This window comes from Polynucleobacter aenigmaticus (assembly GCF_002206635.1).
Classification (GTDB): domain Bacteria; phylum Pseudomonadota; class Gammaproteobacteria; order Burkholderiales; family Burkholderiaceae; genus Polynucleobacter; species Polynucleobacter aenigmaticus.
Genome location: NZ_NGUO01000010.1, coordinates 99,330 through 119,425, shown reverse-complemented (window position 1 = coordinate 119,425; position 20,096 = coordinate 99,330). Strand labels below are relative to the sequence as shown.

Here is a 20,096-nt window from a genome sequence, read left to right as displayed (position 1 = left end):
ACCCATTGAGATGGATATTGTTGAAGTGGATGCAGTGGCATCTCCACAAGCTGGTGGCCCCAAGGACCCTCATGATCCAAAAATAGTCGAACTCAATGAGGATGACAAAGATAGCTTAACTCTGGCCGTCTATGCGGAGCGCGCTTACCTTGATTACGCCATTAGCGTAGTGAAGGGTCGTGCATTGCCCGATGTATCGGATGGTCAAAAGCCAGTACAACGTCGCATCTTGTTCTCCATGAGTGAGATGGGATTGCGCGCTGATGCAAAACCAGTCAAGAGCGCGCGCGTGGTGGGTGATGTACTAGGTAAATTCCATCCCCATGGCGACCAGTCAGCTTACGACGCTTTAGTGCGTCTTGCGCAAAGCTTTTCACTACGTTATCCGCTAATTGATGGCCAGGGTAACTTCGGTTCACGTGATGGTGATGGCGCAGCTGCTATGCGTTACACCGAAGCGCGTCTAACCAAAATTGCTGGCTTGCTGCTGAGCGAGATCGATGAAGGTACGGTAGATTTTGCGCCAAACTACGATGGATCATTCCAAGAGCCCAAGCTTTTACCAGCACGCCTACCCTTTGTTCTGTTGAACGGTGCGTCCGGTATTGCAGTTGGTATGGCTACTGAGATTCCTTCTCATAATTTACGTGAAGTTGCTAGCGCTGCAATCGCATTGATGAAGTCTCCCAAAATGAGTACTTCAGAGCTCCTAGAAATCATGCCTGGCCCCGATTATCCAGGCGGCGGTCAAATCATTTCTTCTCCTGGAGAAATTGCACAGATTTATGAAGCGGGTCGTGGCAGTCTCAAAGTGCGTGCACGCTGGTCTATTGAGGAGCTCGCTCGCGGTCAGTGGAAAATTGTTGTCAATGAATTACCCCCATCCACTTCGACGCAACGCGTACTACAAGAGATTGAGGAGATTACTAATCCCAAGGTGAAAGTCGGCAAAAAGACTTTGACTCCAGAGCAGAACAATCTCAAGTCCACCATCTTGAATGTACTTGACGGTGTTCGTGATGAATCCAGCAAAGATGCGGCAGTGCGTTTGGTATTTGAGCCTAAGAGTAAAAATATCGATGTCAATGAGTTCGTAAACCTATTACTAGCCCATACTTCATTAGAGTCCAATGCGCCAATGAACTTGGTGATGATAGGCACTGATGGTCGTCCACGTCAAAAAGGACTAAAAGAGATCATCTCTGAGTGGATTTCTTTTAGGGTGGGAACGGTGACACGCCGTACACAGCATCGCTTAGGAAAGGTCAATGACCGGATGCATATTTTAGAAGGGCGCTTAATTGTTCTTCTAAATATTGATAAGGTAATTAAGATTATTCGCAATAGTGACGAGCCTAAGGCAGACCTCATTAAAGAGTTCAAACTCAGCGATCGCCAAGCGGAAGACATTTTGGATATCCGCTTGCGTCAGCTGGCACGCCTAGAAGGCATCAAGATTGAGCAAGAACTCAAAGAGCTCAAATCAGAGCGCGATGATCTGCAGGGCTTATTACAAAGTGACACTGTGCTTCGCAAACGCATCATCAAAGAAATCGAATCCGATATGAAGGATTTTGGTGATGACCGCCGGACCTTGATTCTAGAGGATAAGCGCGCTATTGCAGAGACTAAAGTACTGGACGAGCCGGTAACAGTGATCGTCTCTCAAAAAGGTTGGGTACGTGTTCGCCAGGGTCATGAGCATGATGCAACTCAGTTTGGCTTCAAGGCGGGAGATGCGCTCTACAGCACCTTTGAATGTCGTACGATCGACGTTATCCAGGGCTTCGGTAGCGATGGCCGCGTTTACACGGTCCCCGTAAGTGACTTACCTGGTGCCCGCGGCGATGGTTCGCCATTGACGAGTTTTGTAAACTTGGCCGCTGGATCCCAAATGGTGGCGTATTACGCTGGTCAGTCAGATGATTTGGTATTGATATCCACTAGATCGGGTAATGGCTTCTTGGCCAACGTTGCCGATATGACCACGCGTAATAAAGCAGGCAAGTCATTTGTTGGTATCGATAGCAAATTCCCAAGCGGCGACGCTCCTCTAGGTGCGGCAAAAGTAACTGCCGGAATGAAGCAGGTAGCTTGTCTCTCTGAGGGTTCCAAGCTATTGGTTTTCCCATTGGATGAGCTCAAGCGTCTGCCTACTGGCGGTAAGGGTGTGATCTTGATGGGCTTAGAGGACAAAGAGAAACTTGCCTCCGCTATTGCGGTTGGGTCTGATGGCGCCACATATTCTGGTGCAGGCCGTGCAGGCAAACCAACCGAGCTAAATCTGGATGCAAAAACCTTGAAGTCATTTGCGGGTAATCGTGCTCGCAAAGGACACTTTGTTGAGCCGCGACTTAAAGATGGCAAGCTTAAAGCAAATTAAGCCACTTACTACAGAGTAGTAATCCAGCAAATAAAAAACCCGATCAAACTACCGATCAGGTTTTTCTTTATTTAGGTTTTTTTTGGGAATGGGTATGCCGTATTTGACGGCAATCACTTCCGCCAAAATCGATACAGCAATTTCAGGCGGAGTCAGGGCGCCTATGAACAAGCCTACAGGACCATGCAGTCGCTCAACTTGTTCTTGGGTCACATCAAATTCTAGTAGGCGGTCTTTGCGTTTTTGAGTATTCACTCTACTACCTAACGCGCCGACATAAAAAGCGGGGGACTTTAGCGCCTCCATAAGGGCCATGTCATCGAGCTTAGGGTCGTGCGTCAAGGCAACTACTGCTGTATGAGAGTCAACTCCTATTTCCAGTAAAACATCATCTGGCATCCCTTTAATAAACTGGATGTGCTCGCGATTAATGCCTTCAGCATATTCATCACGCGGATCAATGACAATGACTTCAAAGTCTGATGCCAGCGCAAAGTCTGCCGTATAAAGCGACAACTGTCCCGCACCAATGATCACCATACGCCAGCGTGGGCCGTAAGTAGTTTTCATAAGCTTGTCATTGCAAATAAAAGCCTCATTGCGGTTACCAGATTCCAGTTTGGATTTGCCAGTACTGAGATCAACTGTACGGGAGGTAATTTGGTGACTGGAGATGGAGGCCAGGATTGCCTCCAAAACATCTAGCTCAGGTTTGGGCTCTACCAGTAATCTTAAGGTGCCACCACAGGGCAGACCAAAGCGAGCAGCCTCCTTTTGGCTCACGCCATAGACCACCATCTCGGGTAAGTCTCGGGTCAAGATTTCAGCTTGAACTCGACGAATCAGGTCATCCTCGACGCATCCACCAGAAACCGATCCCGTTACTTGTCCATCATCCCTAATGGCAAGCCATGAGCCAATTGGCCTTGGGGCTGAACCCCAAGTTTGGACTACGGTAGCAATGGCAACGCGATGGCCAGATTTGAGCCAATCTACCGCCGCTTTTAATACGCTTAAATCGGTGCTATTCATCTCTTATCTTCAATATTTTTGTATTTATTATTTTTTTACTATTAATGTAATTATTATCTCTCTAATGATAAGTTCTAGCCCATCTACTCAAGCTCCGAAGTTGCGCCTTGCAGTTCTATTGCTCGCTGCAGGTGAGGGTAGTCGTCTAGGTAAGCACCCCAAAGCCTTACTCCGTAAAGAAGACCATACCCTTTTAGAGTATTTATCAAACGCTATTCAGATATTTATGCCTACTGAATACATTGCCGTAACGGGCTTTCATGCGGAAGTGATCGAGTCTGAGATTGAAAAGATCAATACTTCTTTAGCGTTCCCAATTAAGTCCATTCGAAATCTAGCGCCACAAATGGGCCAGGCCTCATCGGTTCGATTGGGTCTAGAGTCACTCCAAAGCCAGTTTGATGTCTTGCTGCTTGCACTATCAGACCAACCTGAGATAGGCGCCAAAGAAATTCAAGAATTACTCCAAGAATTTTCTCATTGCAAGGCTGGAGAAGAAGTTATCCTGCCAATGGTTAATGGAGAGCGTGGTAATCCAGTGCTATTTTCCAGCAAAGCAGTTCAAGAAGTTTTGGCTGCCCCGGGAATGGTTTGCCGTGCCTATATGGATGCTCATCCTGAAAAAGTACACATCATGCGCACGAACAATCGGGCATTTGTATTGGATGTCGACACACCGGAAGACATCCAAGAGTACAAATTAAGCTTAAGCTAAGCTCTTAAATCTCGGCAATGAGTTCGATCTCGACGCAAGCGCCTAAAGGGATCTGCGCCACACCAAATGCACTTCTAGCATGTTTTCCGGCATCACCAAATACCTCAAAGAGTAGTTCTGAGCAGCCATTGATAACCAGGTGTTGTTCGGTAAATTCCGAAGTGGAGTTCACTAGACCCATTACCTTCACGATGCGCTTTACCTTATCCAGTGAGCCCAGGTGATTTTGCAAGGTAGCAATTAAATCAATCGCAATCGACTTTGCAGCAGCCTTACCTGTTTCTGTATCCATGTCTTGACCAAGCTTACCAACCCAGGGCTTCCCATCTTTCTTGGCGATATGGCCAGATAGAAAAACGGTATTGCCGGTCGTGGCGGCCATCACATATGCGGCGGCAGGGGGTCCAGGTGGAGGTAAATCAATGCCAAGTGTTTTAAGGCGATCGCAAATATGGTTTGTCATAGTGTTTAAGTAAAAATAAAAAGATGATTGAAATGAAATAAAAAATATTTGATATGGGCAAATCTTACTTGGAAAGTTGCCGCATGGCTCTCTCAAGACCATTCATAGTCACAGGGTACATCCGATCTTTCATGAGGCCTTGCATGATATCGATTGATTGTCGGTACTGCCATACAGATTCTGGCTCAGGATTAAGCCAAGCAAAGTGGGGGAAATGATCAATCAGTCGATTGATCCAAGAAGCTCCAGTCTCGCGGTTGTTGTATTCGACGGATCCGTTGGGACTCAGAATTTCATAAGGAGACATAGTGGCATCTCCAATAAAAATGAGTTTGTAGTCGGACCCATACTTATTCATGATGTCTTGTGTCGAGGTGACTTGATCTCGCCGGCGGCGATTACTTTGCCATAGATGTTCATGCACACAGTTATGAAAGTAGTAGTACTCCAGATGCTTAAATTCTGTTTTGACAGCGGTAAACAATTCAGAAATACGCTGGATGTGGTCATCCATTGATCCGCCTACATCCATCAACAGCAAGACCTTAACTTGATTGTGGCGTTCAGGCCGCATTTGGATATCGAGCATGCCCGCATTGGCTGCGGTGGAATGGATGGTCTTATCCAAATCTAATTCAAGGCTTGAGCCCTCCCTGGCAAAACGACGTAAGCGCCGAAGCGCCATTTTGATATTGCGGGTTCCTAGGCTGAGGTCACTGTCATAGTCTTTAAATTCTCGCGCTTCCCACACCTTGATTGCTGTTCTATTACCGGCACTCTCGCCACCGATCCGAATACCTTCTGGGTGGTAGCCGCTATGACCAAATGGAGATGAGCCGCCAGCACCAATCCATTTATTGCCGCCGCCATGCCATTCTTTTTGCTCCTTCATGAGCTCTTGCAAGCGCTTTTGTAATTCCTCAGGCCCGCCCAGCTTCTTAAGTGCCGCTTTTTCCTCAGCAGTTAATACACGTTGCAACTTTTTTTCGAGCCAATCGAGTGGGATGTCTGGTGCGAGGGCAATGATTTGTTCAACGCCCTTAAAATAAGAGCCAAAGACCTGATCAAATCGATCAAAGTGCTGCTCATATTTTACTAAAGTCATGCGAGCCAATTGGTAGAACTCATCAATCGAGGGTTCAATGACACCTTCCTTTAAAGCTTCAAGCAGGGTTAAAAATTCCCGAACTGAAACGGGAACCTTAGCCTCCTTTAAATTAAGAAAGAATTGAATCAGCATGACTTAGTGGACGCCGTATACGATCAACGATGATTTCGATTCATCGCAACTAAGCGTTCAAATAGGTGAATATCCTGCTCATTTTTTAGTAAGGCACCATGCAAAGGTGGGATAACAATTTTCTCTTCACTGCTGTAGAGTGCTTGCGCTGGAATATCCTCAGCCAACAACAGCTTTAACCAATCAATTAATTCAGAAGTCGATGGCTTCTTCTTTAATCCTGGCAGAGACCGGATTTGATAAAAGGACTTAAGGGCTGCCTCCAGCAATTCTTGTTTGATATTGGGGTGGTGAACATCCACAATGCTCTGCATCGTTCCTGCATCGGGGAAAGTGATGTAATGAAAGAAGCAGCGACGCAAGAAGGCGTCAGGTAACTCTTTTTCATTATTGGAGGTGATGATGACGAGGGGGCGATGCTTGGCTTTAATGATCTCTCGTGTCTCATATACATAAAATTCCATGCGATCAATTTCACGAAGTAGATCATTCGGAAACTCAATATCTGCTTTATCAATTTCATCAATCAGCAAGACAACCGGTTCATCTGCTTCAAACGCTTGCCAAAGAACACCTTTAACAATGTAGTTACGAATGTCGTTTACTTTTGCGTCGCCCAGTTGGGAGTCTCTTAGGCGGCTGACTGCGTCATACTCATAAAGACCTTGTTGAGCCTTAGTTGTCGACTTAATATGCCACTGCATTAAAGGCATATTGAGTGCTGCAGCAACCTCCTCGGCCAACATGGTTTTACCCGTTCCGGGTTCGCCCTTAATTAATAATGGCCGCTGGAGTTGAATGGCGGCATTCACTGCCAATTTCAGATCATCAGTGGCTACATAGCTTTGTGAGCCATCAAAACGGGATTTAGTCTTAGTCATTGTTGCGAGCAATCAATTTGTCGTTAAATAGCGCTCAAGTATAGGTAAAAGGGCTGGTATTTTCAGTGTTTTTACCGATTCCAAGCTTTGAAATAGAGAATCTCAGTCCGTCTCCGCTATACTCTCTCCAAATTGATCTAAATCAAACTCGTTAATGATGATTTCTATGAAAAAACACCTCATTCTTTCCCAATTGGCCATCTGCGCAAGCATGGCTCTTGTTGGCGTTTCAGCTCAGGCTGCCGATGAAAAGGGCTCAGCTCAAGCTGGCCAAGGTAAGGTTTGGCTCTGTATAGGCTGCCATTCCATTCCTGACTATCGCGCTGATTATCCTTTTGTATACAAGGTGCCAATGATTGGTGGCCAAAACGCAGCTTATATTGCTAGTGCTTTAACGGCTTATAAAAAGGGTGAAAGAAAACATCCAACGATGCGTTCAATTGCTGCCAGCTTGTCTGATCAGGACATGGCCGATATTGGCGAGTACTACGCTGCGCAAACTGCCAGCTCACCCAAAAACCCATTGAAGTGATACCTAGAGACACGTCTATGAAATTCGCACTAATTACCGCTATTTTCTTATCCAGCATCGGCTTAGCTCAAGCTGCTAGCGCTGATAAAGGCCAGGCACTTGTTGAGAAGGCCAATTGTGCTTCTTGCCATGGCGCAGGCTTAAATGCCCCAATTCTTCCGGCATATCCAAAGTTAGCCGGCCAATACGCTGATTATGTGTATTACGCTTTGCGCGCCTACAAAGTTGGCAATACCAATGCTCAGTTTGGTCGCAATAACGCTGTGATGTCCTCTCAGGTGCAGACTTTCTCTGATGCTGACATGCACGATATTGCTGCTTACATTGCCACATTGCCAGGAAATTTCGTAGTTAAGAAGTAATTCTCCGGCGTTACGGCGTTAAATAAAAGGCTTAGGTTCACCACCTAAGCCTTTGTTCTTTATAGAGCGATTACCTGAAAGATCTGATTACTTGGTCGCCTCTAATCCGCGAGCCAGGTGCTTGCGCATAGCTGCTTCTGCAGCCAAGGAGTCCCTCTTGAGGATTGCCTGAAGAATCTCACGGTGTTCAATTAGCGAGCTTAGTAAGCGACCGCCACGACTCAAAGAATCACGCCTTTGGAGCTTAAGAACCTTACGCAGATCAGCAATGACCCCATTCATCCACTTATTTCCAGCGATTTCCCCAATTACATCATGAAATTTCACATTAATTTCGAAGAATTGCTCCAAGTCCCTGTCAGCGGCTGCCTTTTCTAGCCGGTGATGCAAATCATCTAACTGCGTCAATTGGGCTTCAGTTGCCTTAAGGGCCGTTTCTTTTGCAGCTTGACCCTCGAGGAGGGAGAGGACGGTGAAGATTTGCTCTAAATCACGCCTATCAACCTCAGTTACGTAGGCACCCTTATTCATTTTGGTAGTTACAAGCCCCTCAGAGGCTAAAACCTTGATGGCTTCACGCATCGGAGTCCGGCTAATACCGAAGGCTAAGGCTAGGCTTTGTTCGTCTAGCCAGCTGCCTGGAGCTAATTCATGGGAGAAAATTTGCTCACGCAGACGTTCTGCCACATCTTCGTAGAGGGGTCTATTAATTAGTTTTGTATTCATAATTATGTATACAGTATCTAGACAAATAAATAAAAGTCAAGCAAAATAGGCCTACAAATTTAGCAACAATGTAATAAAGCCAACCGGGAGTGCTTTATGAGTGCAAGTGAAAAAAAGTCCGCAATGAATACATCTAATACTTGGCCAGATGTGCCAGAGAGCACTCTAGACGCATGGAAAAAATCAGCCCAAAAGTCAGCACCCAATGGTGATGTTGATAAATTAGGCTGGCAGACGCCAGATGGAATTCATCTCAAGGCCTTGTATACCGCAGAGGATATTGAGGGACTTCAGTACACACATTCATTGCCTGGATTTGAGCCATTTGTACGTGGACCACAAGCAACGATGTACTCCGTGCGCCCATGGACTATTCGCCAGTACGCAGGATTTTCTACTGCGGAAGAATCCAATGCGTTTTACCGCAAGGCGCTTGATGCAGGTGGTCAAGGCGTATCAGTTGCATTCGACTTAGCAACTCATCGTGGCTATGACTCCGATCATCCACGTGTTACGGGTGACGTTGGTAAAGCCGGTGTTGCCATTGATTCTGTTGAAGATATGAAAATTTTGTTTGATGGCATTCCATTAGACAAAGTATCTGTTTCGATGACGATGAATGGTGCAGTGTTGCCGGTATTGGCTGGTTATATTGTTGCTGGTGAAGAGCAGGGCGTAAAACAGGAGTTGCTATCAGGAACCATTCAGAATGACATTCTGAAAGAGTTCATGGTGCGCAATACCTATATCTACCCACCAGAGCCTTCGATGCGCATCATTGGGGACATCATTGAGTACACCGCTAAGCACATGCCAAAATTTAACTCGATCTCGATTTCGGGTTATCACATGCAAGAGGCGGGTGCGAACCAAGTTCTTGAACTAGCATTCACAATAGCCGATGGTAAAGAGTATGTAAAAACGGCACTTGCTAAGGGCTTGGATGTTGATGTTTTTGCTGGACGCCTCTCTTTCTTCTTTGCGATTGGCATGAACTTCTATTTAGAGGTTGCCAAGCTACGCGCTGCAAGACTCTTGTGGTGGCGCATCATGAAGTCCTTCGAGCCAAAGAATGCTAAGTCATTAATGTTGCGTACTCACTGCCAAACCTCAGGCTGGTCTTTGACTGAACAAGATCCTTACAACAACGTAGTTCGTACGACTGTCGAAGCAATGGCGGCCATATTTGGTGGTACACAGTCTTTGCACACCAATTCATTTGATGAGGCGATTGCATTGCCGTCTGAGTTCTCCAGTCGTATCGCCCGTAATACCCAATTAATACTGCAGGAAGAGACTCATATCACTAGTGTGATCGATCCTTGGGCCGGCTCCTACATGATGGAAAACCTCACGCAAGAAATGGCCGATAAAGCGTGGGAGATTATTCAAGAAGTCGATGCCATGGGCGGAATGACTAAGGCAGTTGAAAGTGGTTGGGCTAAGCTGAAGATTGAAGCGGCTGCCGCTGAGAAGCAGGCCAAGATTGATTCTGGTTCTGATGTGATTGTTGGTGTTAATAAATACAAACTTGGCAAAGAGGATCTAGTCGATGTCTTGATGATCGATAACGACAAGGTTCGCGAAAGCCAGGTTGTTCGTTTGAAAAACATCAAAGCAAAACGTGATGCTAAGAAGGTGGAAGCTGCATTAGAGGCTTTAACCAAGGCCGCAGAGGACAAGACTGGCAATTTGCTGGAGTTGGCGGTTCAAGCAATTCGCTTGCGCGCTACGGTTGGCGAAGTATCTGATGCATTAGAAAAAATTTACGGGCGCCATCGCGCCGATACTCAAAAGGTGACCGGTGTGTATGCAGCTGCTTATGACTCAGCAGAAGGCTGGGAGAAATTGAAAGTCGAAATCGCTGATTTCGCAAAAGATTTCGGTCGTCGTCCACGCGTCATGATTGCAAAATTGGGTCAGGATGGCCATGACCGCGGAGCCAAAGTGGTCGCTACCGCATTCGCGGATTTGGGCTTTGACGTAGATATTGGACCTTTATTCCAAACGCCAGAAGAGTGTGCACGTCAGGCCATTGAGAATGACGTTCATGCTTTGGGTATCTCGACACTTGCTGCTGGACATAAGACTCTGGTTCCAGCCATCATTGCCGAACTGAAGAAACAGGGTTCGGATGACATTATCGTGTTCGTGGGTGGCGTTATCCCAAGGCAGGATTATGACTTCTTGTACGAAGCTGGTGTCAAAGGCATTTATGGTCCCGGTACACCGATCCCAGCATCTGCCAAGGATGTGCTTGAGCAGATTCGTAAATCTGCAAAGCCACAGTAAGCATAGATTGATAAAGAGTACATCAGCATGCTAAATGCAGTTGACCAGGCGTTAGTAAATGACCTCACTGGTGCGCCTTCATCATTGCAGCGCCGGGCTTTGGCCAAGATTATTACTTTGCTTGAATCCACGCGCATGGATCATCGCAAGCGTGCCGATGAAGTTCTCAATACCTTATTACCAAAAACGGGTAAGTCTTTTCGTCTTGGCATATCCGGGGTGCCTGGCGTTGGAAAATCTACATTAATTGAAACCTTAGGCTTGTATCTGATTGAAAGAGGCCATCGCGTTGCAGTACTCGCAATCGATCCTTCTTCAAGCCTATCTGGTGGCTCCATTCTCGGCGATAAAACCCGTATGGAGAGACTGTCTGTATTGGATAAGGCATTTATCCGTCCAAGCCCGTCTTCTTGCACCTTAGGTGGTGTGGCTGAAAAGACCCGTGAAGCCATGCTCGTTGCTGAAGCGGCTGGATTTGATATCGTCATCGTTGAAACGGTTGGTGTTGGTCAGAGCGAAATTGCTGTTGCGGGCATGACGGATATGTTCTTGCTATTACAACTTCCGAATGCAGGCGATGATCTTCAGGCTATCAAAAAAGGCGTCATGGAAATTGCTGATCTGATTGCAATCAACAAAGTGGACATTGACCCCAATGCCGCTATGCGCGCGCAATTATTTATTACCAGCTCGTTACGTCTCTTAGGTTTTCAGGGAAATCCTGATCACGCTTCCCACGATCGAGAGTTTTGGCATCCCACTGTGATGACCCTCAGTGCTTTAGAGGGCAATGGCGTACCTGAATTATGGGAAAAAATTCTGCATTTTCAAAAGCTACAAACCGCCAATGGCCAATTGCAAGCGCGCCGTAAACAACAATCAGGCGCTTGGATGTGGGATCGTATTGATGTAGGACTTAAAAATGCATTTCAGAATCACCCGGCAGTACAAACACTTTTACCAGTCTTGAGTGCCGAGGTTAATCAAGGAACCATGGCCGCTTCTGTTGCTGCGCGACGTTTGCTTGAGGCAATGGGACACGAATTTTTCTAAGGAGTAGTTATGAAGGAAATCATTCAACAGCTTGAAGCTAAGCGCGAGCTTGCCAGATTAGGCGGCGGACAAAAGCGCATTGCTGCTCAGCATTCCAAAGGGAAGCTGACTGCACGTGAGCGCATCGAACTTTTGCTAGATGCTGGCACCTTCGAAGAATGGGATATGTTCGTTGAGCATCGCTGCCATGATTTCGGAATGGCCGACCAAACTGTTCCTGGTGATGGTGTTGTTACTGGTTACGGCATGATTAATGGCCGCTTAGTATTTGTATTTTCACAAGATTTTACTGTTTTAGGTGGCTCTCTCTCTGAGGCGCATGCTGAGAAAATTTGCAAGATTATGGATCAGGCGCTAAAAGTTGGCGCCCCTGTGATTGGCTTGAACGACTCTGGTGGGGCACGCATTCAAGAGGGTGTGGCTTCCTTGGGCGGCTATGCCGAAATTTTCCAGCGCAACGTGACTGCTTCCGGAGTAATTCCTCAAATCTCTTTGATCATGGGCCCATCAGCAGGTGGTGCGGTTTATTCTCCAGCGTTGACCGATTTTATCTTCATGGTCAAAGACAGTTCATACATGTTTGTGACTGGTCCAGAGGTGGTAAAGACTGTGACGCATGAGGATGTGACGGCTGAAGAGTTGGGTGGCGCCGTCACGCACTCGACTATCTCAGGTGTTTGTGATTTAGCATTTGACAATGACGTTGATGCAATCATGATGCTTCGTCGTTTCTTCAACTACCTCCCATTATCTAATCGCGAAAAGCCGCCCATGATCAATGGGGCGATGCGTACTGAAGAGCCTGATTTCTCTTTAGATACCCTGGTTCCAAGCAATCCGAATCAACCGTACGACATGAAAGAGTTGATTGAGAAGATTGTTGATGATGGCGAGTTCTTTGAATTGCAACCAGATTACGCAAAAAATATCTTGATCGGCTTTGCCCGTATGGAAGGGCGCTCGATAGGGATCGTTGCAAATCAACCATTAGTGTTGGCCGGTTGTTTGGATATCAAGGCATCCATTAAGGCTGCGCGTTTCGTGCGTTTTTGTGATGCCTTCAATATTCCCGTAGTGACTTTGGTGGACGTGCCTGGATTTATGCCTGGAACATCTCAAGAGTACGGCGGCATCATTAAGCACGGGGCTAAGCTGCTATATGCCTATGCCGATTGCACTGTACCCAAGGTGACATTGATTACTCGCAAAGCGTATGGTGGAGCTTATGACGTAATGGCTTCTAAACATTTGCGTGGCGACGTTAACTTTGCCTGGCCTTCAGCAGAAATCGCCGTAATGGGCCCGAAAGGTGCAGTGGAGATCATCTTCCGTGAGGAGAAGTCTGATCCAGAGAAAATCACTGCGCGTGAAGCTGAGTACAAAGCGAAGTTTGCTAATCCGTTTGTTGCAGGGCGTCGTGGCTATATTGACGACGTGATCTTGCCTCATGAAACCCGCAAGCGTATCTCACGCTCATTGGCGATGCTTAAGGATAAAGAGCTGACCAACCCACCGCGTAAACACGGCAATATTCCTCTTTAAGGCGCCGATACATCATGACTACGAAAATGTTTAAGAAAATTTTGATTGCTAACCGCGGTGAGATTGCTTGCCGGGTAATGAAAACAGCTAAGAAGATGGGCATTAAGACTGTAGCCGTCTACTCCGAAGCTGATAAGGAGGCGCGCCACGTTCAAATGGCCGATGAGGCAGTTTGCATAGGGCCTGCACCATCGCGCGAATCCTACTTAGTAATGGATCGCATTATTCAGGCCTGTAAAGATACGGGCGCTGAAGCGGTTCACCCAGGCTATGGTTTTTTATCTGAAAACGAACAGTTTGCACGTCGCTGCGAAGAAGAGGGCATTGTATTCATAGGTCCAAAACATCAGTCGATCGCCGCAATGGGTGACAAGATTGCCTCCAAGAAATTGGCAATTGAAGCTAAGGTTAATACGATTCCTGGTTTTAATGAAGCAATTGAGAAGGCTGAGGATGCCGTCAAGATTGCGCAAGGCATTGGTTATCCCGTCATGATTAAAGCATCTGCAGGCGGTGGTGGCAAAGGTTTGCGTGTTGCATTTAATGACAAAGAAACATTTGAAGGTTTTACTGCCTGCCGTACAGAGGCGCTCAACAGTTTTGGTGATGATCGCGTTTTCATCGAAAAGTTTGTCGAAGGTCCTCGTCATATTGAGATTCAAGTGCTGGGTGACTCACAAGGGAACGTGGTGTACTTGGGTGAGCGTGATTGCTCCATTCAGCGTCGCCATCAAAAGGTGATTGAAGAGGCGCCATCCCCATTTATTGATCCTGCTACACGTAAGGCAATGGGTGAGCAAGCCGTTTCGTTGGCTAAGGCTGTTAACTATCAATCCGCTGGTACCGTGGAGTTTGTAGTTGGTAAAGATAAATCCTTCTACTTCCTGGAGATGAATACCCGCTTGCAAGTAGAGCACCCAGTAACCGAAGGTATCACTGGCTTGGATTTAGTGGAGCAGATGATTCGCGTTGCTGCTGGTGAGAAGCTGGCATTTAAGCAGGAAGATATTAAGCTTGATGGTTGGTCAATGGAGTGTCGCATTAATGCGGACGATCCTTTTCGTAACTTCCTGCCATCTACCGGTCGTTTGGTTAAATATCGCCCTCCAGCAGAGATTGATGGTGTGCGTGTAGATACCGGCGTCTACGAGGGTGGTGAGATTCCGATGCACTACGACTCCATGATTGCGAAGTTGATCGTACATGGCAAGGATCGTACCGAGGCTATTGAAAAGATGCGTTCCGCACTAAATGATTTTGTGATTCGCGGCATTCATTCGAATATTCCTTTCCAGGCCGCTCTGTTGCAGCATCCCCGTTTTGTATCTGGCGATTTCACGACCGGCTTTATTGCTGAAGAATATCCAGACGGCTTCAAAAAGGATTCTGTCCAGCCTTCTGATCCCAAGCGTTTAGCAGCTCTCGCGGCATTTATGCGCTACCGCTATCTTGAGCATATCCAGATGATTGATGGTCAACTAGCTGGTCATGAGATGACGATTGCGAAGAAATTTGTCATTGTTACTGGTACGCGCGTTGGCTCAAGTGACGATATTCAAGAAATTGCAATTCGGGTAGAGCTAAAAGACGGTGTGTATTCAGTTTATATCGATGAAGAGGGTGACGTTAGCCGCTACAACATCGTCAGTAATTGGCGTCCAGGTGAACTTTGCTTGCGCGCCACTATCAATGGAACTCACAAGATCACGGCGCAAGTGGAGCGCAAGGGCGTCAAATATGTACTGGTTTTAGATGGTGCACACTACGAATGCATGGTCCTAAGTCCATTGGGCGCAGAGCTGCAGCGTCGCATGTTAGTTAAGGTTCCACCGGATACATCGAAGCTAGTCTTGTCGCCGATGCCAGGTCTCTTGACCAACATTTCCGTCAAAGTTGGCGAGGCAGTTACTGCTGGTCAAAAATTAGCTGCAATTGAAGCGATGAAGATGGAGAACACATTACTTGCAGCTCAAGACGGTGTCGTAGCTGAAATCTGCGCCAATGTGGGTGAAAGCTTGGCAGTGGATCAATTGATTATCCGCTTTGAATAAGGCGCATCATGACTAAGCCATTTAAGATATTAGGCATTCAGCAAATAGCTATTGGCGGCGAGAATAAAGACCGCCTGCGAAAGCTTTGGGTTGAGTTATTGGGTTTTGAATATAAGAGCACTTTTATTTCTGAGCGTGAAAACGTGGATGAAGATATTTGTGCAATTGGTAAAGGCGTACATGAGATTGAGGTCGATCTGATGCAGCCATTCGATATTGAAAAGAAACCTGCTGTTCATCAGACTCCACTTAACCATATAGGTTTATGGGTTGATGATTTGCCAAAAGCCGTGGAGTGGCTTTCAGCACAAGGTTTACGTTTTGCTCCGGGCGGCATTCGCAAGGGTGCTGCTGGCTATGACATTACTTTCGTTCACCCCAAAGGAAATGAAGAGTTTCCATTTTGTGGTGAAGGTGTCTTGATTGAACTTGTTCAAGCTCCACCAGATATCATTGTGGGTCTGAGTTCATAAGTAATAAGAGAGTCCAAATTGACCCGTATATTGGCCATCGATACCTCCTCAGCGTGGTGTTCGGTGGCTTTATCTTTAGGCGATGTAGCGCCACTGGTCCGCCACCAAAAAGTGTCGGCTGGCGCTAGCCAACTCTTATTGCCTTGGATTGAGGAATTACTAAACGAAACATCTAGCGAACTTGCTTTACTCGATGCAATCGCAGTGGGTGTTGGCCCTGGAGCCTTTACAGGGGTTCGCTTAGGTGTCGCTGTTGTTCAGGGTCTGGCAATTGCAACCAAGCTGCCTGTGCTCCCTGTAGCCAGTCTAGATGCCATTGCAGCTCAGCTCATTCTTCAACCTGCCTTTATTGCCTCTGGAGCCCAGACATTTGTCGTGGCTGTTGACGCCCGTATGGGGGAGGTTTACTGGGCAACATATCAAGCCTCATCAAAAGCTCTTCCAAATCGCCTCGGCGATATCCACTTGTCATCTCCAGAGCTTGTTAATCTGAATGAGGCAGAGTATCTAGCTGGTAGCGCGATTACAGAATTTGGCGACCGCCTTTTTGCATTAATATCAAGTCCATTTCCCAGTAGTCATCTAGATGCAGCTATAGGCGTCGATGCCCAAGGTGTTTTAGCCTGCGCTCAGGATATGTGGCGCAAAGGCTTACAGCAGGACGTTCACCTACTGGAGCCACTTTATATTCGTAATAAAGTTGCCTTTACCTCGGCGGAGCGTAGCCAACAACATGGTTGACAACATCAACTCAATGTCCAGTACAGAAGGTGTATCAGAGCTTTCTTTTTTGCCGATGACAACTGCAGACTTAGATTCGGTCTTAGTAATCGAATCTGCCTCACATATACATCCATGGACTAAAGGTAATTTCTCCGATTCACTAGCAGCGGGACATTGGGCTTATTGCATCAGGCCGCAGCTAGAGGATGTAATTAAAGGAAGTTATCTTGACCCTGAAATCCTCTGGGCCTATTGCGTATTATTTCCGGCGGTTGATGAGATGCACCTCTTAAATATTACCGTATCACCAAAATTGCGTCGTTTAGGTATTGGCGCCAAAATCATGAATGCGATTGAAGGCGTGGCTTGTCAGAAAAAAATGCCTCGGATCATTTTGGAGGTTAGGCCAAGCAATGTCAGCGCTCTACAGCTTTACCAAAGTTTAGGGTATGAGCAAATCGGCTTACGCAAAAATTATTACCCTGCGGACGCCACAAGTGGATTGCGAGAGGATGCATGGGTTCTTGCTAAATCGATTAAGCTTGAGGAATGAATATGAGTACAAATTCTACTTTTCTTAAAGAGATGGGCATCACTGAGTGGACTTCACGCGATGTCGTTCCGCAAGCCTCTGAAACTATAGTTACCACTGAAGAAGTGGGGGAGCAGTCCGTGGCTTTAACTAGCGAAACCCTTGCGCTTACCCCAGCTAAAGATAGAGCTTCTTCAGGCATCTGGTGGTTTTTTGGCAATAAGCCCCAAGGCGATGCGGAGCTCTTCTTTCAGAGCATCATTCGCGTACTTGGTCTAACTCCCCAAGAGTGGTCCTGGAAAGCTCCTTCTGACAAATTCAACCCAGAGCAGTTGCCTCAAGATGGCTCGCCAATAGTTGCGCTGGCATTTGGTGGTGCTGCGGCGCAGAAGTTATCTGGTGAGCGTGATGGACTGCCGGAACTTCGCGAAACTGTGCTGGCTATCAATGCCGATGGAGCAGAAGATCTACCGCTTATCGCCACTTTTGAATTGAATCAATTGATTTCAAGGCCAAAGGACAGGGCCTTATTTTGGCAAGATCTACTGCTTGCTAAATCCGTATTGCAAAACAGCTAAAGGCCTAGTGCTTATGCTCACCAATTAAGTGCATTGAGTCATATTCAGCTTGGTTTGCAGCGTGACGCTTAATAACCAGCCACATGAGTATGCTGACCGTAAGGCCAAATCCAATAATCACCGCCTGAACCGGTGCATCCAGCCAAATCAATCCAGAATAGATGGATAACATCATCAATACAGAAATATTCTCATTGAAGTTTTGTACGGCAATAGAATGGCCGGCAGACATGAGGACGTGGCCACGATGCTGCAAGAGTGCATTCATTGGCACTACAAAATATCCAGCCAACCAGCCAACCAAGACAAGTAAAAAATACGCTGGTAGCAAATTGAGGGAGATCTCAAATTGAGCGATTGTAAAAATAGTTGTATTGGGCAACATATCTGAGTTGTAGATAGCCAAGACGCAGACGACAAGACCCATGGCAATGCCGTAAGGCAGCACTTTGAGTGAGCTGCGAAGGGGTACTCGCCAGGCCGCCCAAACGGCGCCTCCAGCTACCCCAAATGCAGAGATCGCCTGAAGGATGGCCCCCTGTGACAAAGTCATGTGGAGTGCGACCTGAGCCCACTTAATGACAATAAATTGCAAAGTGGCCCCAGCACCCCAAAAAAGGGTTGTTACCGCTAATGAAATTTGACCGAGCCGGTCATCCCACAGAGTCCTAAAGCAGATGGCAAAGTCTTTTACCAGCTCGATGGGATTAGTTTTTTGTGAGACATAGCGCGCTCCAGTATCTGGGATGCGTAAATTAATTAGTGCTGCCAGCACGTAAATCATCATGATGATGAGTATTGCGGATTCTGCTGCTGTATCAATGCCGGTTTCTAAAACAGGCATATCTAGACTGAGAAGGCCCTGAGAAACCGTTTTGCTGATAAGTACACCGCCAAGCACGGTACCCATGATGATGGACCCAACAGTAAGGCCCTCAATCCAGCCATTTGCTGCCACCAGCTTTTCTGGGGGGAGCAATTCAGTCAGGATGCCGTATTTAGCAGGGGAGTATGCGGCGGCGCCTAAACCGACGATGGCGTAAGCCAATAAAGGGTGGCTACCAAAGAGCATCACCACACAGCCAACGAATTTGATCGTATTGGTAATGAACATGACATTACCCTTAGGGCGGGAGTCTGCAAAGGCTCCCACAAAGGCTGCCAACACTACGTAGGAGAGAACGAAGAATAATTTGAGTAAAGGAGTCATCCAGGCCGGAGCGTTAAGCTGGACCAAGAGTGCGATTGCTGCGATCAGCAATGCGTTATCAGCAAGCGACGAAAAAAATTGCGCCGCCATAATGATGTAAAAACTGCGGTTCATTCGTACAATCTAGTCATTAACGTAATTAAAACATGAAAGGAGAGGCAGATATGGGCACATCAGCTAATCGCTTGATTAATAGACCAATTTTGGCAACTATACACACTGAAGCCTTTCGTCATAATTTAAGTCGAGTCCGTGAACTTGCCCCAGAGTCCAAGATTTGGTCGGTTGTGAAGGCCAAGGCCTATGGCCACAACCTAGAAGCAGCCCTCAAGGGGCTAGAGTCTACCGATGGTTTTGCACTTTTAGACATTGTGGATGCGCAATGGTTAAGAGACCATGGCTGGGGTGGGCGCATCCTGTTATTAGAAGGGCTCTTCAGTCGTGAAGAGCTTGAGTTGGCATCTCAGCTCAAATGTGATTTAGTCATTCATAGCCAAAAACAGGTCGAATGGCTCGAATCCTATCAAAACCATTCTGGGCATCCGATTAGTATTTTTCTGAAATTGAATTCTGGAATGAACCGTCTTGGTTTTCAGCCGGATCAATACCGTACCGCCTTCCATCGCTTGCATGCAAGTGGTTACCACATGCATCACATGACCCATTTTGCAAATGCCGATCAAGTTGATCGCTCACCATCGGTCGGCCTTCAATTGGAGTGTTTTGACAAGGCCACTGAGGGCTTAGATGCGCCCAGCTCCCTAGCGAACTCAGCAGTAATTCTGTGGCATCGGAATGCGCTGGGTGATTGGGTTCGACCCGGAATCATGTTGTATGGAGTTTCACCTACTGGAGTTCATGCCGATATTGTTCGATCAGAACTGCAGGCCGTAATGCAACTACGTAGTGAAATTATCGATATTCAGGAATTGAAGAAGGGCTATCATGTGGGTTACGGTGGTCGCTATCAAGCGCCAGAGGATATGCGTATCGGTGTAGTTGCCTGTGGCTATGCTGACGGATATCCCCGCCATGCAGAAGATGGGACGCCAGTGTGGCTTGATGCTGGCGATGAACAGGGTGATGGCATCATTTGCCCTATTGTTGGTCAGGTGTCGATGGACATGTTGACTGTTGATTTACGTGCAGCGCCTAATGCAAAAATCGGCAGCGTCGTAGAGCTTTGGGGTAGCGAAGTGCCGGTAGATGATGTGGCGCAGATGAGCGGTACGATCGGCTATGAGTTGATTTGCGCTTTAGCACCAAGGGTGCCAGTAGTAATCAAGTAGTGCGTCTTATGGTTTTTTG

The 20,096-nt window shown here is 46.9% G+C and carries 19 protein-coding genes; 13 read left to right on the top strand and 6 right to left on the bottom strand.

Going from position 1 to position 20,096, the window contains the following annotated elements:
• Window positions 1–10: 10 nt before the first annotated feature.
• Entirely contained in the window at window positions 11–2,383 is a 2,373-nt protein-coding gene (parC, locus tag CBI30_RS07250; protein WP_240553529.1) for a DNA topoisomerase IV subunit A, read from the top strand.
• 48 nt (window positions 2,384–2,431) lie between these two features.
• Here parC and CBI30_RS07245 read toward each other — a convergent pair whose 3' ends face one another.
• A complete protein-coding gene (locus tag CBI30_RS07245; RefSeq protein ID WP_088527634.1) occupies window positions 2,432–3,415 on the bottom strand; it encodes an XdhC family protein in 984 nt (327 codons plus the stop codon).
• Window positions 3,416–3,479: 64 nt separating this feature from the next.
• On the opposite strand from CBI30_RS07245, the gene CBI30_RS07240 reads away from it, so the two are divergent.
• On the top strand, window positions 3,480–4,130 hold the full coding sequence (locus tag CBI30_RS07240; RefSeq protein ID WP_088527663.1) for a nucleotidyltransferase family protein: 651 nt from the start codon (window positions 3,480–3,482) through the stop codon (window positions 4,128–4,130).
• A 4-nt stretch (window positions 4,131–4,134) separates the two neighbouring features.
• Here the strand turns inward: CBI30_RS07240 and CBI30_RS07235 are convergent, their stop codons facing one another.
• The 3 genes from CBI30_RS07235 to CBI30_RS07225 form a co-directional block, all read right to left on the bottom strand.
• A complete protein-coding gene (locus tag CBI30_RS07235; RefSeq protein WP_088527662.1) occupies window positions 4,135–4,593 on the bottom strand; it encodes a RidA family protein in 459 nt (152 codons plus the stop codon).
• Window positions 4,594–4,657: 64 nt separating this feature from the next.
• Window positions 4,658–5,833, bottom strand: coding sequence for a vWA domain-containing protein (locus tag CBI30_RS07230; protein ID WP_088527633.1), 1,176 nt, complete (start codon window positions 5,831–5,833; stop codon window positions 4,658–4,660).
• 23 nt (window positions 5,834–5,856) lie between these two features.
• The gene (locus CBI30_RS07225; RefSeq protein ID WP_088527632.1) at window positions 5,857–6,714 is read right to left on the bottom strand and encodes an AAA family ATPase; all 858 of its coding nucleotides are present in this window, start codon (window positions 6,712–6,714) and stop codon (window positions 5,857–5,859) included.
• A 211-nt stretch (window positions 6,715–6,925) separates the two neighbouring features.
• Between CBI30_RS07225 and CBI30_RS07220 the strand changes: the two genes are divergently transcribed.
• Window positions 6,926–7,246, top strand: coding sequence for a c-type cytochrome (locus CBI30_RS07220; RefSeq protein ID WP_370652518.1), 321 nt, complete (start codon window positions 6,926–6,928; stop codon window positions 7,244–7,246).
• 17 nt (window positions 7,247–7,263) lie between these two features.
• Entirely contained in the window at window positions 7,264–7,608 is a 345-nt protein-coding gene (locus tag CBI30_RS07215) for a c-type cytochrome (protein WP_088527630.1), read from the top strand.
• Between the two features lie 87 nt (window positions 7,609–7,695).
• On the opposite strand, the gene CBI30_RS07210 is transcribed toward CBI30_RS07215, so the two are convergent.
• Window positions 7,696–8,334, bottom strand: coding sequence for a GntR family transcriptional regulator (locus tag CBI30_RS07210; RefSeq protein ID WP_088527629.1), 639 nt, complete (start codon window positions 8,332–8,334; stop codon window positions 7,696–7,698).
• 123 nt (window positions 8,335–8,457) lie between these two features.
• Here CBI30_RS07210 and scpA point away from each other — a divergent pair, with 123 nt between their 5' ends.
• Genes scpA through CBI30_RS07170 form a run of 8 tightly spaced genes read left to right on the top strand, consistent with a single transcriptional unit; the run spans window position 8,458 to window position 17,578 of the window.
• Complete coding sequence (gene scpA, locus CBI30_RS07205; protein ID WP_088527661.1) at window positions 8,458–10,626, top strand: methylmalonyl-CoA mutase; 2,169 nt, start codon at window positions 8,458–8,460, stop codon at window positions 10,624–10,626.
• Between the two features lie 27 nt (window positions 10,627–10,653).
• Window positions 10,654–11,679, top strand: coding sequence for a methylmalonyl Co-A mutase-associated GTPase MeaB (gene meaB, locus CBI30_RS07200; RefSeq protein ID WP_088527628.1), 1,026 nt, complete (start codon window positions 10,654–10,656; stop codon window positions 11,677–11,679).
• A gap of 9 nt (window positions 11,680–11,688) precedes the next feature.
• Window positions 11,689–13,221 (top strand): acyl-CoA carboxylase subunit beta, encoded by a 1,533-nt coding sequence (locus CBI30_RS07195; RefSeq protein WP_088527627.1) that lies wholly within the window; start codon window positions 11,689–11,691, stop codon window positions 13,219–13,221.
• Window positions 13,222–13,247: 26 nt separating this feature from the next.
• On the top strand, window positions 13,248–15,272 hold the full coding sequence (gene accC / locus CBI30_RS07190) for an acetyl-CoA carboxylase biotin carboxylase subunit (protein WP_206075605.1): 2,025 nt from the start codon (window positions 13,248–13,250) through the stop codon (window positions 15,270–15,272).
• 8 nt (window positions 15,273–15,280) lie between these two features.
• A complete protein-coding gene (locus CBI30_RS07185) occupies window positions 15,281–15,745 on the top strand; it encodes a VOC family protein (RefSeq protein ID WP_088527625.1) in 465 nt (154 codons plus the stop codon).
• Window positions 15,746–15,763: 18 nt separating this feature from the next.
• A complete protein-coding gene (gene tsaB, locus CBI30_RS07180) occupies window positions 15,764–16,486 on the top strand; it encodes a tRNA (adenosine(37)-N6)-threonylcarbamoyltransferase complex dimerization subunit type 1 TsaB (protein ID WP_088527624.1) in 723 nt (240 codons plus the stop codon).
• Window positions 16,487–16,499: 13 nt separating this feature from the next.
• Window positions 16,500–17,021, top strand: coding sequence for a ribosomal protein S18-alanine N-acetyltransferase (rimI, locus tag CBI30_RS07175; RefSeq protein ID WP_240553527.1), 522 nt, complete (start codon window positions 16,500–16,502; stop codon window positions 17,019–17,021).
• Between the two features lie 2 nt (window positions 17,022–17,023).
• On the top strand, window positions 17,024–17,578 hold the full coding sequence (locus CBI30_RS07170; RefSeq protein ID WP_206075600.1) for a uracil-DNA glycosylase family protein: 555 nt from the start codon (window positions 17,024–17,026) through the stop codon (window positions 17,576–17,578).
• A gap of 4 nt (window positions 17,579–17,582) precedes the next feature.
• Here CBI30_RS07170 and lplT read toward each other — a convergent pair whose 3' ends face one another.
• Complete coding sequence (gene lplT, locus CBI30_RS07165) at window positions 17,583–18,902, bottom strand: lysophospholipid transporter LplT (RefSeq protein WP_088527621.1); 1,320 nt, start codon at window positions 18,900–18,902, stop codon at window positions 17,583–17,585.
• 50 nt (window positions 18,903–18,952) lie between these two features.
• Between lplT and alr the strand changes: the two genes are divergently transcribed.
• A complete protein-coding gene (gene alr / locus CBI30_RS07160; RefSeq protein ID WP_420812047.1) occupies window positions 18,953–20,077 on the top strand; it encodes an alanine racemase in 1,125 nt (374 codons plus the stop codon).
• Window positions 20,078–20,096 lie beyond the last annotated feature (19 nt).

What these genes read in the sequence shown, in the direction of transcription:
- parC (WP_240553529.1), top strand. Translation starts at nt 11, where the DNA reads ATGGATATTGTTGAAGTGGATGCAGTGGCATCTCCACAAGCTGGTGGC.
- CBI30_RS07245 (WP_088527634.1), bottom strand. Translation starts at nt 3,415, where the DNA reads ATGAATAGCACCGATTTAAGCGTATTAAAAGCGGCGGTAGATTGGCTC.
- CBI30_RS07240 (WP_088527663.1), top strand. Translation starts at nt 3,480, where the DNA reads ATGATAAGTTCTAGCCCATCTACTCAAGCTCCGAAGTTGCGCCTTGCA.
- CBI30_RS07235 (WP_088527662.1), bottom strand. Translation starts at nt 4,593, where the DNA reads ATGACAAACCATATTTGCGATCGCCTTAAAACACTTGGCATTGATTTA.
- CBI30_RS07230 (WP_088527633.1), bottom strand. Translation starts at nt 5,833, where the DNA reads ATGCTGATTCAATTCTTTCTTAATTTAAAGGAGGCTAAGGTTCCCGTT.
- CBI30_RS07225 (WP_088527632.1), bottom strand. Translation starts at nt 6,714, where the DNA reads ATGACTAAGACTAAATCCCGTTTTGATGGCTCACAAAGCTATGTAGCC.
- CBI30_RS07220 (WP_370652518.1), top strand. Translation starts at nt 6,926, where the DNA reads ATGGCTCTTGTTGGCGTTTCAGCTCAGGCTGCCGATGAAAAGGGCTCA.
- CBI30_RS07215 (WP_088527630.1), top strand. Translation starts at nt 7,264, where the DNA reads ATGAAATTCGCACTAATTACCGCTATTTTCTTATCCAGCATCGGCTTA.
- CBI30_RS07210 (WP_088527629.1), bottom strand. Translation starts at nt 8,334, where the DNA reads ATGAATACAAAACTAATTAATAGACCCCTCTACGAAGATGTGGCAGAA.
- scpA (WP_088527661.1), top strand. Translation starts at nt 8,458, where the DNA reads ATGAATACATCTAATACTTGGCCAGATGTGCCAGAGAGCACTCTAGAC.
- meaB (WP_088527628.1), top strand. Translation starts at nt 10,654, where the DNA reads ATGCTAAATGCAGTTGACCAGGCGTTAGTAAATGACCTCACTGGTGCG.
- CBI30_RS07195 (WP_088527627.1), top strand. Translation starts at nt 11,689, where the DNA reads ATGAAGGAAATCATTCAACAGCTTGAAGCTAAGCGCGAGCTTGCCAGA.
- accC (WP_206075605.1), top strand. Translation starts at nt 13,248, where the DNA reads ATGTTTAAGAAAATTTTGATTGCTAACCGCGGTGAGATTGCTTGCCGG.
- CBI30_RS07185 (WP_088527625.1), top strand. Translation starts at nt 15,281, where the DNA reads ATGACTAAGCCATTTAAGATATTAGGCATTCAGCAAATAGCTATTGGC.
- rimI (WP_240553527.1), top strand. Translation starts at nt 16,500, where the DNA reads ATGTCCAGTACAGAAGGTGTATCAGAGCTTTCTTTTTTGCCGATGACA.
- CBI30_RS07170 (WP_206075600.1), top strand. Translation starts at nt 17,024, where the DNA reads ATGAGTACAAATTCTACTTTTCTTAAAGAGATGGGCATCACTGAGTGG.
- lplT (WP_088527621.1), bottom strand. Translation starts at nt 18,902, where the DNA reads ATGAACCGCAGTTTTTACATCATTATGGCGGCGCAATTTTTTTCGTCG.
- alr (WP_420812047.1), top strand. Translation starts at nt 18,953, where the DNA reads ATGGGCACATCAGCTAATCGCTTGATTAATAGACCAATTTTGGCAACT.